At 68.0% G+C, this 13,425-nt stretch carries 12 protein-coding genes; 3 read left to right on the top strand and 9 right to left on the bottom strand.

Features of this window, described 5'->3' with window-relative positions; genetic code table 11:
* The first annotated feature begins 123 nt into the window (after positions 1 to 123).
* The gene (locus AB0P21_RS33630) at positions 124 to 462 is read left to right on the top strand and encodes a zf-TFIIB domain-containing protein (protein WP_363702034.1); all 339 of its coding nucleotides are present in this window, start codon (positions 124 to 126) and stop codon (positions 460 to 462) included.
* Positions 463 to 881: 419 nt separating this feature from the next.
* On the opposite strand, the gene AB0P21_RS33625 is transcribed toward AB0P21_RS33630, so the two are convergent.
* The 3 genes from AB0P21_RS33625 to AB0P21_RS33615 all read right to left on the bottom strand — a co-directional run bounded on the left by AB0P21_RS33625 (position 882) and on the right by AB0P21_RS33615 (position 5,014).
* Entirely contained in the window at positions 882 to 1,295 is a 414-nt protein-coding gene (locus AB0P21_RS33625; protein WP_363702032.1) for a PaaI family thioesterase, read from the bottom strand.
* A 910-nt stretch (positions 1,296 to 2,205) separates the two neighbouring features.
* Positions 2,206 to 2,517: a WhiB family transcriptional regulator gene (locus AB0P21_RS33620; protein ID WP_363702030.1), complete on the bottom strand. Its 312-nt coding sequence runs from the start codon at positions 2,515 to 2,517 to the stop codon at positions 2,206 to 2,208.
* 112 nt (positions 2,518 to 2,629) lie between these two features.
* Complete coding sequence (locus tag AB0P21_RS33615) at positions 2,630 to 5,014, bottom strand: immune inhibitor A domain-containing protein (RefSeq protein ID WP_363702028.1); 2,385 nt, start codon at positions 5,012 to 5,014, stop codon at positions 2,630 to 2,632.
* A gap of 179 nt (positions 5,015 to 5,193) precedes the next feature.
* On the opposite strand from AB0P21_RS33615, the gene AB0P21_RS33610 reads away from it, so the two are divergent.
* Positions 5,194 to 5,670, top strand: coding sequence for a GNAT family N-acetyltransferase (locus AB0P21_RS33610; RefSeq protein WP_363702026.1), 477 nt, complete (start codon positions 5,194 to 5,196; stop codon positions 5,668 to 5,670).
* A gap of 4 nt (positions 5,671 to 5,674) precedes the next feature.
* Positions 5,675 to 6,727, top strand: a complete 1,053-nt coding sequence (locus tag AB0P21_RS33605) for a DNA polymerase IV (protein ID WP_363702024.1) — start codon at positions 5,675 to 5,677, stop codon at positions 6,725 to 6,727.
* A gap of 4 nt (positions 6,728 to 6,731) precedes the next feature.
* Here AB0P21_RS33605 and AB0P21_RS33600 read toward each other — a convergent pair whose 3' ends face one another.
* Genes AB0P21_RS33600 through AB0P21_RS33575 form a run of 6 tightly spaced genes read right to left on the bottom strand, consistent with a single transcriptional unit; the run spans position 6,732 to position 13,383 of the window.
* Positions 6,732 to 7,577 carry an amidohydrolase family protein gene (locus AB0P21_RS33600; protein WP_363702022.1) on the bottom strand — a complete coding sequence of 282 codons (846 nt, stop codon included), beginning with the start codon at positions 7,575 to 7,577 and terminating at the stop codon, positions 6,732 to 6,734.
* Positions 7,574 to 9,109, bottom strand: a complete 1,536-nt coding sequence (locus tag AB0P21_RS33595; RefSeq protein ID WP_363702020.1) for a sugar ABC transporter ATP-binding protein — start codon at positions 9,107 to 9,109, stop codon at positions 7,574 to 7,576. Before AB0P21_RS33595 ends, AB0P21_RS33600 begins: the two co-directional genes overlap by 4 nt.
* Positions 9,106 to 10,101, bottom strand: a complete 996-nt coding sequence (locus tag AB0P21_RS33590) for an ABC transporter permease (RefSeq protein ID WP_363702018.1) — start codon at positions 10,099 to 10,101, stop codon at positions 9,106 to 9,108. The genes AB0P21_RS33595 and AB0P21_RS33590 overlap by 4 nt, the downstream gene beginning before the upstream one ends.
* Complete coding sequence (locus AB0P21_RS33585; protein ID WP_363702016.1) at positions 10,098 to 11,183, bottom strand: ABC transporter permease; 1,086 nt, start codon at positions 11,181 to 11,183, stop codon at positions 10,098 to 10,100. The genes AB0P21_RS33590 and AB0P21_RS33585 overlap by 4 nt, the downstream gene beginning before the upstream one ends.
* Positions 11,180 to 12,292 (bottom strand): mandelate racemase/muconate lactonizing enzyme family protein, encoded by a 1,113-nt coding sequence (locus AB0P21_RS33580; protein ID WP_363702014.1) that lies wholly within the window; start codon positions 12,290 to 12,292, stop codon positions 11,180 to 11,182. The genes AB0P21_RS33585 and AB0P21_RS33580 overlap by 4 nt, the downstream gene beginning before the upstream one ends.
* Positions 12,289 to 13,383 carry a substrate-binding domain-containing protein gene (locus tag AB0P21_RS33575; RefSeq protein ID WP_363702012.1) on the bottom strand — a complete coding sequence of 365 codons (1,095 nt, stop codon included), beginning with the start codon at positions 13,381 to 13,383 and terminating at the stop codon, positions 12,289 to 12,291. Before AB0P21_RS33575 ends, AB0P21_RS33580 begins: the two co-directional genes overlap by 4 nt.
* Between the last annotated feature and the right edge of the window lie 42 nt (positions 13,384 to 13,425).

The raw sequence follows: 13,425 nt of genomic DNA, 5'->3' as shown, positions 1-13,425 counted from the left end.
CCAGCCGTCACCGATTGCTCCCGCATCCTCTCATCGAGACGGCGTCAGCACGCAGCCGCACCGCTTCCTAAGAAGTCGCTGAAGACCCGGCATTTCGGCGTTTTCGTCACCTAGGGTGGCCTGATGGAGACCCTGACCTGTCCGAAGTGCCGAGGCTCGATGCGAACGTACGAGCGCAGCGGCGTCACCGTCGACCAGTGCACCGAGTGCCGCGGCATCTTCCTCGACCGCGGCGAGCTGGAGAAGCTCGTCGACGCCGAGATCTCGTACAACGGACCGCAGCCGGTCCAGCAGGCACCTCAGCAGCCGGTCCAGCCTGTTCAGCAGCCGCGGTACGAGGAGAAGCGGTACGACGACCGCCGATACGAGGACAAGCGCCGCTACGACAACGATCGCGACCGCTACCAGCAGTACCCGCAACGCAAGAAGAAGAAGTCGTTCTTCGACGAGCTGTTCGACTGAGTTCGTTTTAGACCGCCCCCGCCGGCTCCTTCGTCGCCTGCTCCCCACCCCCAGCCCGGGGCTCCTCCGTCGCCCCTCTCGCTGCCTTGGATTGCGAGAGCGAGTCAGCTCGCCCGGAGTCGGTGGGCGGTCTCGCGGATGGGGTTGTGCTGGCTGAGGCGAGGTGGTGGGGCGACGTCATCGCGTTGTGGGGCGACGTCATCGGGCGGTCCGGCCGATCGCGAACAACGCGCGCGGGTACCCCGCATGGCGGGCTCAGCGGCGTGAGCATCCGGGCGCAAGCGAGGTGGCGCGCAGCGCCACGAGCCCACGGCGGGCGGGTGCATGAGCAGGCGCGGCACCCGTGGCCAGGAGTAGCCGCAGTGCAGTAAGAAGACGCTTTTTCTTCGACGAACTTCGACTGAGCCAGTCCGCTGGGATCAGCCGCGGACGGCGATCACCGTGCCCTGGGCGATCGCGCACAGGGTGGTGACGCCGTCCTCGTCGAGAACCGACAGCTCGCAGGTGCAGGTCGCCTGCCGTTTGCTCGCTTGGACGACGGTCGCGACGGCACGCAGTACGACGCCTGCGGCTGGTCGCAGATAGTTGATCGTGAAGCCACCGGTCAGCACCGTCGGGCCCAGCGCAGTACCGCCTGCGAAGGTGATCGCGTTGTCTGCCGCATAACCCAGTACGCCGCCGTGCAGGTAGCCGTTCTGCTGGCGGAGATCGTCCCGGATGTCGAGCTCCAGCGTCGCGCCGCCGTCACCGAAGGCGGTCACGCGGGTCCCGAGCAACACGCTGAAGGGTTGCGAGGCGAGCACCTTCTCAGCCAGCTCCAGAGTCAGCTCCACGCGGACCAGGGTAGCTATTTGGGTGAGACCGCCCCCGCCGGCTCCTTCGTCGCCTGCTCCCCGCCCCCCAGCCCGGGCTCCTCCGTCGCCCCTCTCGCTGCCTTGGATTCTGCGAGTGAGTCGGCTTGTCTGGCGGTGGTGGGTTGTCGCGGATTGGGCGGAGCCGACGGATGGGCTGGGTGACGGAATGCTTGTTCGCCGAGTAGCTTTTGCTGGCTGGCGTGAGGTGTCGCACCGTCATCGGGTGCGTTCGAGCAACGCGTGACGCCCGCGGGTCCCCGCATCACGGGGTTGCTGGCGTGAGCATCCAGGCGCAGGCGAGGTGGCGCCCAGCGCCACGAGCCCACCGGCGGGCGGGCGTGAGCAGACCCGGCACCACAGGCCCGGCACCACTGGTCCCAGCAGACCGGGTTGATCCGCATCGCAGGCTGACCCGCGTCAGCATCCAGGCGCAAGCGAGGTGGCGCCCAGCGCCACGAGCCCGTCGGCGGGCTGGCGTGAGCAGGCCCGGCACCACAGGCCCGGCATCACTGGTCCCAGCAGACCGGTTAATCCGCATCGCAGGCTTACTCGCGTCAGCATCCAGACACATGCGAGGTGGCGCCCAGCGCCACGAGCCCGTCGGCAGGCGAGCGTGAGCAGACCCAGCACCACGGTCCTGGCACCAGCACCACCGGAGCCAGCAGACCCGTTGATCCGCATCGCAGGCTCACTCGCGTCAGCATCCAGGCGCAAGCGAGGTGGCGCTCAGCGCCACGAGCCGTCGGCGGGCGGGCGTGAGCAGTCCCGGCACCACAGGGCCCAGCAGACCGGTTGATCCGCATCGCAGGCTCACTCGCGTCAGCATCCAGACACAAGCGAGGTGGCGCCCAGCGCCACGAGCCCGCCGCAGGCGGCACAGAGGGCTCAGCTAGTGCCGGCGCCCATGGAAAGCAGGCTCCCGCTCCTCCTCCGTGATCCCGCCCCACACCCCATACATCTCACCGACCACCAACGCATGGTCCGCACACTGCCGCCGCACCGGGCACGTCCCGCACAGCGACTTCGCCAGCAGCTCCCGTGCACGTTTTCGCAGCCCGCGTTCGGATTCGGCGGCGAAGAAGAGTTCCGGGTTCACGTCCTGGCAGGCGGCGTGGTCCTGCCATTCCCAGTTCTCGATCAGCGCGGAAGGCAGGCCTTCGGGCGCCTTGGTGACCGCCCCGGCGGGCGGCTTGCGTCTCATCGGCGGATCCGGTGGTGTTCAGCCATCACAGACACCTCGTACCTGGTCGGGTCCCGAACGGCTGTCTGCATAGCCGTTGGTACCCGACCAGGTACCCGTACTCAAACCTGAGTCACTTCGAGACGATGACCCGCATCGAGGTGCCCTGCTGGCTGACCACCCGGATCTTGACGCCCACGTGCGGCACCTTCACGCCGTACGACGGGATCTTCGCCGTCCAGAACTCGTTGCGGTCGTCAAACGTCGAGACCGCCGCCGCGCCGCGGACGTAGTTCTTCTTGCCGGCCACGGTCAGGTTGAACGAGTCGGACTGCTGCAACCCGAAGGTCGAGTCGTAGCTCTGGATCGTGCTCCGCCAGAAGGCGCCGTCGAGCCGGACCCGCGGTGTCGGGTTCGCGTCGATCGGCAGCCACTGCCCCTGGCCGGGGTGGACGGCGGTCTCGTTGTTCACCTGCGAGGTGTCCCAGTACGAGACCAGCAGGCCGTCCTGGTACGGGAAGTGCTCGACCCACTCCGGCCGCGGGGCGCCGACGAAATTGTACGGGCCGAACTGCAGGTACCGGTTGAACGAGTTGTAGGTGTAGTTCGACGCCAGGTAGTAGTTGTCGTACTCCCGTGTCACCGTTTCGCCGAGCGCCTGGAACCCGGTCGCGGTCCAGCCGTTCGTACCGCTCTCCGCTCCGTCGACGACCAGCGTCTGAGCGCCCGCAGTCAGCTTGATCTCGTCGGCGAAGAAGCCGAGCTCGTGCGTGGCCGCGTCCGTGGCATACCGGAATCGCAGGTCGATCGTCTTGCCCGCGAAGGCGGACAGGTCGAACTTCGCCGGCTGCCAGCCCTTGCTGTCACCGTCGATCCCGTTCGACTCGGCGGCCTTGGTGATGTTGCCGGGGATCGCCTTCCAGCCCGAGCCGTCGTTCACCTCGACGTACGCGTAGTCGCAGGCGTCCGGGCCGCAGTCCTCGATCTTCCAGTTCGCCTGGAAGTCGAGCGATGCCTGGCCGGCCGGCAACGTGACTTTGCGGGTCAGCGTGTTGGTCAGTTTGTCGCCGGTGCCGCTCCACCACGACTTGCTCCCGGCGACCGGCTTGACCAGCTGGGTGGTCACCTTCTTCTTCGGCAGCACCACCACGACGCCCTGCGCCCGCTTCGAGTTGTACTCGTGCGGACCGAGGTCGACCGTCTTGGTCTGGCCGGCCTTCACCGTCTCGTAGTCGAGCCAGCCGAGCTGCATCTTGTCCCAGGTGCCGAGGTCCTGCGGCTTCAGCCCGATGCCGATGTCGCCCTTGGCACCGGAGCGGGACTGCGACATCACGCTCCACCAGTTGACCGGGTTCTGGCTCGGCTGACCGGAGGTGTCGTAGTGGTCCGGCAGGCCGAGGTCGTGCGCGTACTCGTGCGCGAAGACACTCAGGCCGCCGTTCTCCGGCTGGATCGTGTAGTCACCGACCCACAGTCCGGTGCTGCCGATCTGGGCGCCGCCGAGCTTGTTCGCCGACGGGCCGGTGCTGTTGTTGCCGAAGGCGTACCAGCGGTGCGACCAGATCGCGTCCTCGGCCTGGTGCGGATCGCCGTCGGCCTGGTCGCCACCGGAGTGCACGATCTGGAAGTGGTCGAGGTACCCGTCCGGCTCGTTGAAGTTGCCGTCGGCATCGAAGTCGTAGCGGTCCCACTGGTCGTACGACGCCAGCGCGGCCTTGATCTGCGCGGCCGTCTGACCCTTGGCTTCTTGTCCCTTGACCCACTGCGCGACCGCGTCGCTGACCAGGTTCCAGGTGTTGCCGCAGATGTTGTCGGCGCACGGGGTGCCGTTGCTGCGGCCGTACCGCGCCTCATTGTAGGGCACCTTGACCCAGTCCGAGACCTGCCCGTCGACGCTGTACCGGCCGGACGACTGCTTCTCGTAGTACGTCTTCACCGAGTCGCCCTTGCCGAAGTACAGCTGGCGGTAGTACGTCGGGGAGTAGTCGGCCTGCCAGACCGTGGAGTTGTCCGTACTCCGGTCCGGCTGGGGGATCGCGTTGTGCAGTGGCCCGTCGAAGACGGTCGGCCCGGGGGTGTCCGGGTCGGTGTCGGTGTCCGGGAAGTCCGGGTGCCGCTGGTTGCCGAACTCGGCCAGGATGACGAAGATCTTGTCGGTCTTCTCCCGGGCCAGCTCGACGTACTGGTCCTTGCGCTGCTCGGCGAGCTTGGCCCGGCCGCTGGTCGCCGGCCGCTCGACCTCCTGGCCGACCTTGACCACCTTGCTGGTGCCCCGCTGCTCGACCTTCGCGGTGCCGTTCAGCACGTTCGCCAGGGCCCGCTCGCGCAGGTCGCGACGCTTGTCCTCGAGGGGGTTGGGCAGTTCGTCCGGGCCGGCCTTCACCGCGGCCGGGCCGCTGGGAGCGTCGCCGTCGGCCGGAGCCGGGCCGGCGACGGACTGCGGCAACTGGCCGAGGCCGGTCAGCACCGCAAGGCTCAAGATCCCGATGGCCGTCGTACGTGCGGGTTCGAAGCGCACACTTCCTCCTGGGGATTGCCGACGCTGGCGGCGCAGCGGCGGCCCCGCGCCGGACAGGAGCCGGTGCCAACTATCTCTGCGCGAGACTATCGCACGCAGGGTCACCGTTCCGTGACCTTGAGCGACGGCCGGGCGGTAAATCGCGGCGGGCAGACCTCGGGCGGCGGTATCTTCCACGAATGAGCAGCTCGAAGACCCCGCCGCCGGTCACCCTGCGGCCGCCGGCCGAGGACGAGTTCGACAGCTGGCGGACCCGCGCGGTCGAGGCGTTCGCCGTTGACATGGGCCCAACCCGGGACCTGGATCCCGCAGCCGCGCTGCTGGCGTCGCGTCAGGACTTCGACCGGCTGCTCCCCGACGGCGTCAGCACCGAGAACCAGCTGATCTGGCTGGCCCACCACGACGACGTACAGGTCGGCAGCCTGTGGGTCAGTACTGCGAAGCCGACCCCCTTCATCTACATGATCGACGTGCTGGCCGAGCAGCGCAGCAAGGGCTACGGCCGCTCGATCATGCTGGCCGGCGAGGAGGAGTGCCGCCGCCGCGGCTACGAGCACCTCGACCTGAACGTCTTCGGCAGCAACACCACGGCGGTCAGGCTGTACGACTCCCTCGGCTACGTCGTCACCTCGCAACAGATGCGCAAGAAGCTCTGATGCCATGAGCACGGCACCCGGCTGGTGGTTGCTGCACGTCGACATGGACCAGTTCATCGCCGCCGTGGAGATCCGGCGCCGGCCCGAGCTGGCCGGTCTCCCGGTGGTGGTCGGCGGTTCCGGCGACCCCACCCAGGCACGGCAGGTGGTCGCCACCGCGTCGTACGAGGCGCGCGAGTTCGGCGTCCACTCGGGGATGCCGTTGCGGGCGGCTGCGAAGAAGTGTCCCGACGCCGTGTTCCTGGCCACCGATCCGGCGGCGTACGACGCTGCTTCGGCCGAGGTGATGGACACCCTGCGGTCGTTTCCGGTGATCGTCGAGGTGTGGGGCTGGGACGAGTGCTTTGTCGGCGCCTCGACGGATGATCCGGAGGCGCTCGCGGCGCAGTTGCGGGCCGCTGTACTGGAGCGGACCGGGTTGTCGTGTTCGATCGGGATCGGCGACAACAAGGTGCGGGCGAAACTCGCCACCGGCTTCGGCAAGCGGGACAGCGGAACCGGGTTGGGGGTCTATCGGCTGACTGCGGCGAACTGGGTCGAGGTGATGCACGACCGGCCGGTCCGCGAGCTGTGGGGAATCGGCAGCCGGATGTCGCAGAACCTGAACGAGCTGGGGCTGTTCACCGTGGCGGAGCTCGCGGCGGCCGACCTGGACGTGCTGACCAAGCGCTTCGGCCCGAAGATGGGCGCCTGGTACCTCGCGCTCGGTCGCGGTCTCGGCGACACCGAGGTGACCGACGTACCGCGGGAGCCGGTATCGCGCAGCCACGAGGAGACCTTCGCTACCGACCTGGAGACCCGCGAGGAGGTCGAGCGGGAACTGCGGCGGATCGCCGAGACGGTCACCCGGGAAGTGGTGGCCGAGGGTCGCAGCATCCAGCGGGTCGCGGTGAAGATCCGCTTCACGTCGTTCTTCACCCCGATCAAGAGCCGTAAGCTCCCGGACGTCACGCAGGATCCGGAAGTGGTTGTCGCGGCGGTCTTGGTGCTGCTGGAGAAGTTCGAGCTGAGGCGGCCGGTCCGGCTGCTCGGCGTCCGGGTGGAGTTTCCTCGCTGACGGATCAGGTCAGGCGGTAGACCCTGCGGGCGGTGTCGCCGAAGACGGCGTCTTGCTCCGCGGAGGTGAGGCCGGCGGTCAGCTCCTCTGCCGCTTGGACGACCTCGGCGTACGAGGCGGCCAGTAGGCAGACCGGCCAGTCGGAGCCGAACATCACGCGGTCGGGGCCGAAGGCGTCCAGCACGACGTCGACATAAGGCTGGAGGTCGGAGACCTTCCAATCTGTCCAGGACGCTTCGGTGACCAGGCCGGAGAGTTTGCAGCTGACGTTGGGTTGGGCAGCCAGGGCTCGGAGGCCGGTGGCCCACGGCTCCAGGTCGCCGCCGACGACCGGCTTGGAGATGTGGTCGACCACGAAGGTGAGTTGAGGGAGGGCCTGCACCGTCTCCAGGGCTGCCTGGAGATGTGGCGTCTTGGTGAGCAGGTCGTAGACCAGGCCCGCGTCGGCGATCGCGGCGAGGCCGGCGCGGACGTCGTCTCGGCAGAGCCAGCGGGGGTCGGCCTCGTCGTGGACCTGGTGACGGATGCCCTTCAACCAGCTGCCATCGGGGCGTTCTTGCAGGGCCGCTAGTGACTCTGCGACATCAGACGCGGTGAGGTCTGTCCAGCCGACCACACCGGCCACCAAGTCGTTGCTGGCAGCAACTTCCAGGAACTCCGGCGTCTCGGCCGGTACGCCGACGGTCTGGACCAGGACGGTCGCGGTGACCTCGGCCGCCGCGGCGAGTGGCGCGAGGTCGTCGATCGAGTAGTTCCGGCGGACCGGGTCGAGCTCCGGGCCGACCATCCAGGTTTGCTCCCGGACGGTCAGGTCCCAGATGTGGTGGTGTGCGTCGACTCGTCCGCTCATACCGGTTCCAGTCCTTCCGCGTGGATCAGCCGGATCACCTGCTGGCTCATCGTGTCGTAGTCATGATCGTTCGCGACCTCGCCGCGGACCCGATGGTCGCGCATCACCACCACCCGGTCGGCGAGGGTGATCATCTCCGGCAGGTCGGAGGTGATCAGCAGGATCGCCAGTCCGTGCGCGGCCAGGTCCCAGATCAGGGTGTGGAAGGCGTCCTTGGTCCGGACGTCGATGCCGACCGTCGGCTCGTCGATGATCAGGATCTCGGTCTTCGCCGCCAGCCACTTCGCCAGCGACACCTTCTGCTGGTTACCGCCCGACAGCGTGCCGGCCAGTTGCTCCGGCGACGCGATCCGGATGCCGAGCTGCTCGACGTACTCGGCGACCAGTGCGGCCTCGGCCTTCTTCGGCACGTAGCCCAGCCCCGGGATGCCGCCGAATCGCTTGCCCAGCTTGTCCCAGACGGTGACCGCGATATTGCGGCTGACCGACTGCTCGAGGAAGACGCCTTCTTCCTTGCGGTTCTCGGTGACGTACCCGATCTTGTGGTTCTTCAGCGCGTCCCGCACGTTCCGGATCCGCACCGCCTGACCCCGGACCCGTACTTCGCCCGCAGTGATCCGGTCGAGCCCCAGCAGCGCCTTCGCCAGCTCGCTCCGGCCGGCGCCGACGAGCCCGTAGAGGCCCACGATCTCCCCCGGTCGCACGCTGAGGTCGACGCCGACGTGACCCGTCGCAGTCCCGACGCCGGACAGCTCCAGCAGCGGCGCGGCAGCCGAGTCGACCGTGCGCGGCGGCAGCGTCAGCGCCTCGTGCACGCGACCGACCATCAGGTCGACGACCTGGTCCCGGGTCAGATCGGCCAACGCGCCGGACTCCAGCACCGACGAACCGTCCCGCAGCACCGTGACGGTGTCGCAGATCTGGAAGACCTCTTCGAGCTTGTGGCTGACGAACAGCACCGCCCGGCCGTCGTTCTTCAGCTTCTCGACCACCCGGAACAGCCGCTCGGCCTCGTTGGGCGTGATCGAGGCGGTCGGCTCGTCGAGCAGCAGCACCCGGCTCTCCACCGACAACGCCTTCGCGATCTCGACCAACTGTGCCTGCGCGACGGACAGCTCGGTCACCGGCAGGTCAGGATCGAGGTCGAGGTCCAGCTCGGCCAGCCAGCGGGTCGCCTCCGACCGGATCCTGCCGCGGTCCACCAGTCCGCGGGAGGTCGGTAGCTTCTGAAGCAGGATGTTCTCCCCGACGGTGAAGCCCGGGATCAGGTTGCGCTCCTGGTGCACCACGCCGATGCCTGCCGAGGCCGATTCGTGCGGCGACCCGAACGCGACCTCTTGCCCGTCCAGCAGCAACCGCCCGCCGTCCGGCTTGTAGAGCCCGGTGATCACCTTGATCAGCGTCGACTTGCCGGCGCCGTTCTCACCCAGCAGCGCATGTACTGAGCCCGCCTCGAGCTTCAGCGTCACGCCGTCGAGCGCCCGGACACCCGGGAACAACTTGTCCACCGCGGAGGCCTCGAACAACGTCACGAGACACCTCCGGCCACGGCTGTATCCGGAGCCTTCACGACGGTGCGCCTCTCTTGCCGGCGGGTGCGGACCTGGCCGAGCACGACCGAGCCGAGCACGACGCTGCCGACGACGAAGTTCACCCAGCTGGGCTCGAGTGAGAACTCGGCCCGGGCGGTGTCGACGAAGCGGACGATGAAGGCGGCGAGCACGGTGCCGAGTACGACCGCCGAGCCGCCGGTGAGCAGGGCGCCACCGATGATCGGCGCGGCGAAGCTCGGCAGCAGCCAGTCGCCACCGATGCTCTTGTTGACGCCGGGCGATGAGGCGACGGTCAGGATCGCCGCGACGCCGAGGATCGCGCCGGACACCGTGTGCGCGACGATCACCGAACGGTCGTTGGAGATGCCGGAAAGCCTTGCAGCAATGGGATTGCCGCCCGAGGCGAGCAGTTGCCGGCCAGGCACCGTGCGGCGCAGCATCACGGCGAGCAGCCCGGCCACCACGAGCGCGACCAGGAAGATCAGCGGCAGCACCCCGAACACGGCGTACGAGCCGAAGCTCTTCAGGCCTTGGGGATACGCGTCGACCGTGCGAGTGCCGACGAGGCGGTACTGCACGCCGAGCAGCACGGTCATCGTCGCCAGCGTGACGATGAAGCCGTTGATCCGGGTCAGCACGACGAGCAGCCCGTTCGCCAGACCGGCCAGGGTGGCCAGCAGGAAGCCGATCAGCAACGCGAGCGGTACTGGCACGCCGTGGTCGGCCATCAGCACGCCCATCGCGCACGCGGCGAAACCGCCGACGGCACCGACGGCGAGGTTGAGTTGACCCACGGCTAAGACCACCATCTGAGCCAATCCGATCAGCACCGGCACCGCAAGGAACTGAAGGAGCACTCGCACTGAATTCTGCTCGAGCAGATCGCCGTGGGAGGCGATCACCAGGCCGAGGAAGAACACCACGCCGATCACCAGCAACGTCATCTCGGTCGTCTTCGCGAACCGCCTCATCGTTTCCTCACCCCCTGCCGATCGGACAGCACGGTTCGGATCCGGTCGGTCGACAGCGCGACCAGCAGGATCAGCCCGAGGTAGATGTTCAGGCTTTCCAGCCCAACTCCCAGCAGATCGAGGCCCTTGCGGATCACCGACGTCAGAGCGGTGCCGAGCAAGGTGCCCCAGACCGAGATGAAGCCGCCGGCCAGCAGCGTGCCGCCGAGAATCGGGCCGAGGAACGACGGCAGCATGAACTCCTCGCCGATCGTCGCCTTGATCGACCCGGTACTGACGGCGAGCATGAACCCGGCCAGCGCGGCCAAGCAGCCCGACATCGCATGCGCGGTGATCACCCGGCGAGCGGTCGGGATCCCGGACAGCTCGGCCGCCTTGACCGACGTACCGGTCATCAGCAGTTCGCGACCGAGCTTGGTCCGGCTATAGATCCAGCCGACCACCAGCATCGCGACCACTGCGAACAGCGCCAGCTGCGGTACTGCGGGCGACCCGCACAGGTTGCCGATACACACGTCGCCGAGCGAGTAGTTGCGCAGCTCGCGCATCCCCGGCGGCTTGGTGACGAAGGCCGCATTGTCGGTCAGCCCGGTGTAGACGAGTGGGATCAGGCCGAGCAGCAGGAAGTCGAGCGCGAGCGTGACGACGAACGAGTTCACGCCGGTTCGGGCGATCACCCAGCCGGCCAGCGCGCCGATCGCAGTACCGGCGATCAGGCCGACCAGCAGTCCGGCGTACAGGCTGAAGTGCCACAGGTCGTACGAGATGCCGGTGATCATCATCGAGAACGCGGCCATCCGGCCGACGGCGAGGTTCATGTGGCCGATCGAGAGCACGCACATCTGCGCCAGGCCGACCACGGTGAACATCGCGATGTCGCGCAGCAGCGGAAAGACCACCAGTTGCTGGTTGAAGAAGGCCGGTCGCAGGATGCCGAACAGGGCGGACAGCGCGACCACCAGGATCAGCAGGCCGATCCGCTGGTTGGCCCACCACGGGGTCCGCCCGCCGCGGGACTGCTCGATCGGCGCGTCCGGTTCCTGCAGCGCCGCGGTGGCGGTCTCCGAGACGGGCGCGCTCACGAGACCCGCCGGTTGTCGATCGCGTCGCGATCCCAGTCGATGCCGAGGCCGGGCTCGTCTGGGGCGACCGCGTGACCGTCCGCGATCTGCATCTCGGTCCTGGTGATCGCGCGCAACTGCGGGATGTGTTCGACGTACCGGCCGTTCGGTACTGCGGCCGTCAGGCTGACGTGCAGCTCCATCAGGAAGTGCGGGCAGACCTCCAGGTTGAAGGTCTCGGCCAGGTGCGCCACCTTCAGCCACGGGGTGATACCGCCGATCCGGGCCACGTCGACCTGGACGATCCCGGCCGCTCCGGCGGCGACGTACTCGCGGAACTGCGAGATCGAGTACATCGACTCGCCGACCGCGATCGGGATCGAGGTCGACTCGGCCAGCCGGACGTGCCCGGTCAGGTCGTCGGCGGGCAACGGCTCCTCGAACCAGCTCAGGTCGAGCGGCTCGAAGGCGCGCGCCCGGCGCTTGGCCTCGGCGTACGTCATCGACTGGTTGGCGTCGACCATGATGTCGAGCGCCGGCCCGACCGCATCCCGTACTGCGCTGAGCCGCTCGAGATCCTCGTGCACGCGCGGCTTGCCGACCTTGAGCTTGACCCCGGGCCAGCCCGCCTTCTGCGACGCGAGCGCCCCGGCGACGAGCTCGTCCGTTGTCAGGTGCAACCAACCGCCCTCGGTGTCGTAGAGCGGCACGCGCCGGCGGAACCCGCCCGCGAGACGCCAGAGCGGCTCACTCGCCCGGCGGCATCGCAGGTCCCACAGCGCGGTGTCGACCGAGGCCAGGGCGAGCGAGGTGATCGCGCCGACCGTGGTCGCCCGGGTGGAGGCGAACAGGTCGAACCAGATCGCCTCGACGTTGCGGGCGTCGGCGCCGATGAGGCGGGGCAACAGGTGATCGCGCAGCATCGCGAGTACCGCGGTCCCGCCGGTGCCGATCGTGTAGGAGTAGCCGAGACCGACGTACCCGTCGGTGGTGGCGAGCTCGACGAAGACCGTCTCCTGCTTGAGGAACGACTGGACCGCGTCGGTCCGGACCGTCTCCACCTCGAGGTCGACCAGGAACGCCTCGGCCTTGGTGATCGTTGTCATCGGCAAGGTCAGCACCGCGGTCACTTGCAGCTCAGCTGGGCGGCGAAGTCCTTCTGCAGCTCGGTCGTCTTGGCCTTCCGCTCGGTGTCGTAGCTGTCCACGTTGTCCTTGGTGACCACGAACGAGCCGGAGTCGACGATCACGCCAGGGGTCTTCATCGTGCACTGCTTGGAGCCGAGCAGGGCGAGCAGCCAGCCGCCGACGTACGCCTGACCGACCGGGTTCTGGGTGACGGTGGCGGCGACGCCGCCGGACTTGATCCCGGACAGGATCTTGGCGTCGTCGTCGATCGCCACCACCTTGATCGGAAGCTTGCTGCTGGCAACACCGTCGGCGGCGGCGACCGCCGGGTTGTAGGCGGTGGTGACGATGCCCTTGATCTCCTTGCCCTTGGAGGCGAGCAGGTCGGCGACCGCCTTCTGCGCGGTCTGCAGGTCCTTGTCGATGTCGGTGATCACCGGGAGTTCGGTGACCTTGCCATTGGTCTCGCCGATCGCCTTCTTCACCCCGGCGATCCGGCGCTGGGTGTTCGAGTCGACGTTGTTGCCGGTCAGGTGCACGATCGTGCCCTCGCCGCCGATCGCGTCGATCGTTGCCTTGGTCGCCTTGTACGCCGCTGCCTCGACGTCGGTGGACAGGCAGAAGTCGGCCGAGTTGGTGTCACCGGCCGGGCAGGACGCGAGCGAGCCGACCGCGAACCCCTTCGCCTTCAGGTCCTCGAAGGTCGAGTTGATGTCGGTCGGCGAGACACCGAAGATGCCGAACGCGTTGTACCCCTGGGCGGCCAGCGAGCTGATCACGTTGTTCTGCTTGCTCTGGTCCCACTCGCCGGTCTCGTTGAAGGTGACCCCGCCGAGCTTGAAGTCGGTCTTGTCCAGGTCGGCGGTGCTCTTCCACGGCTGGAAGTAGGGGTGCGCGCCGCCCGGGATGAGCGCGAGCTTGACGCTGGATCCGTCCTTCAGCTCCACCGGGCCGGTCGACGTACCGGTGGAGGCGTCGTCGCCGGCGGTGCCGCTGGAGCTGTCGTTCGAGCTCTTGGTACTGCAGCCGGTTGCGGCCAGCGCAACGAGGGCCAGTCCGACGGCGGTCTTCCGGTAGAGAGAGTGGACGGTCATGGGCCTGACTCCTCAAAGATCCTATAGGATATTGCGTAGCTG

It is taken from the genome of Kribbella sp. NPDC056861 (assembly GCF_040687575.1).
Classification (GTDB): domain Bacteria; phylum Actinomycetota; class Actinomycetes; order Propionibacteriales; family Kribbellaceae; genus Kribbella.
Note: the sequence above shows the minus strand (reverse complement) of the source record. Positions and strands in the feature narration are given on the sequence as shown.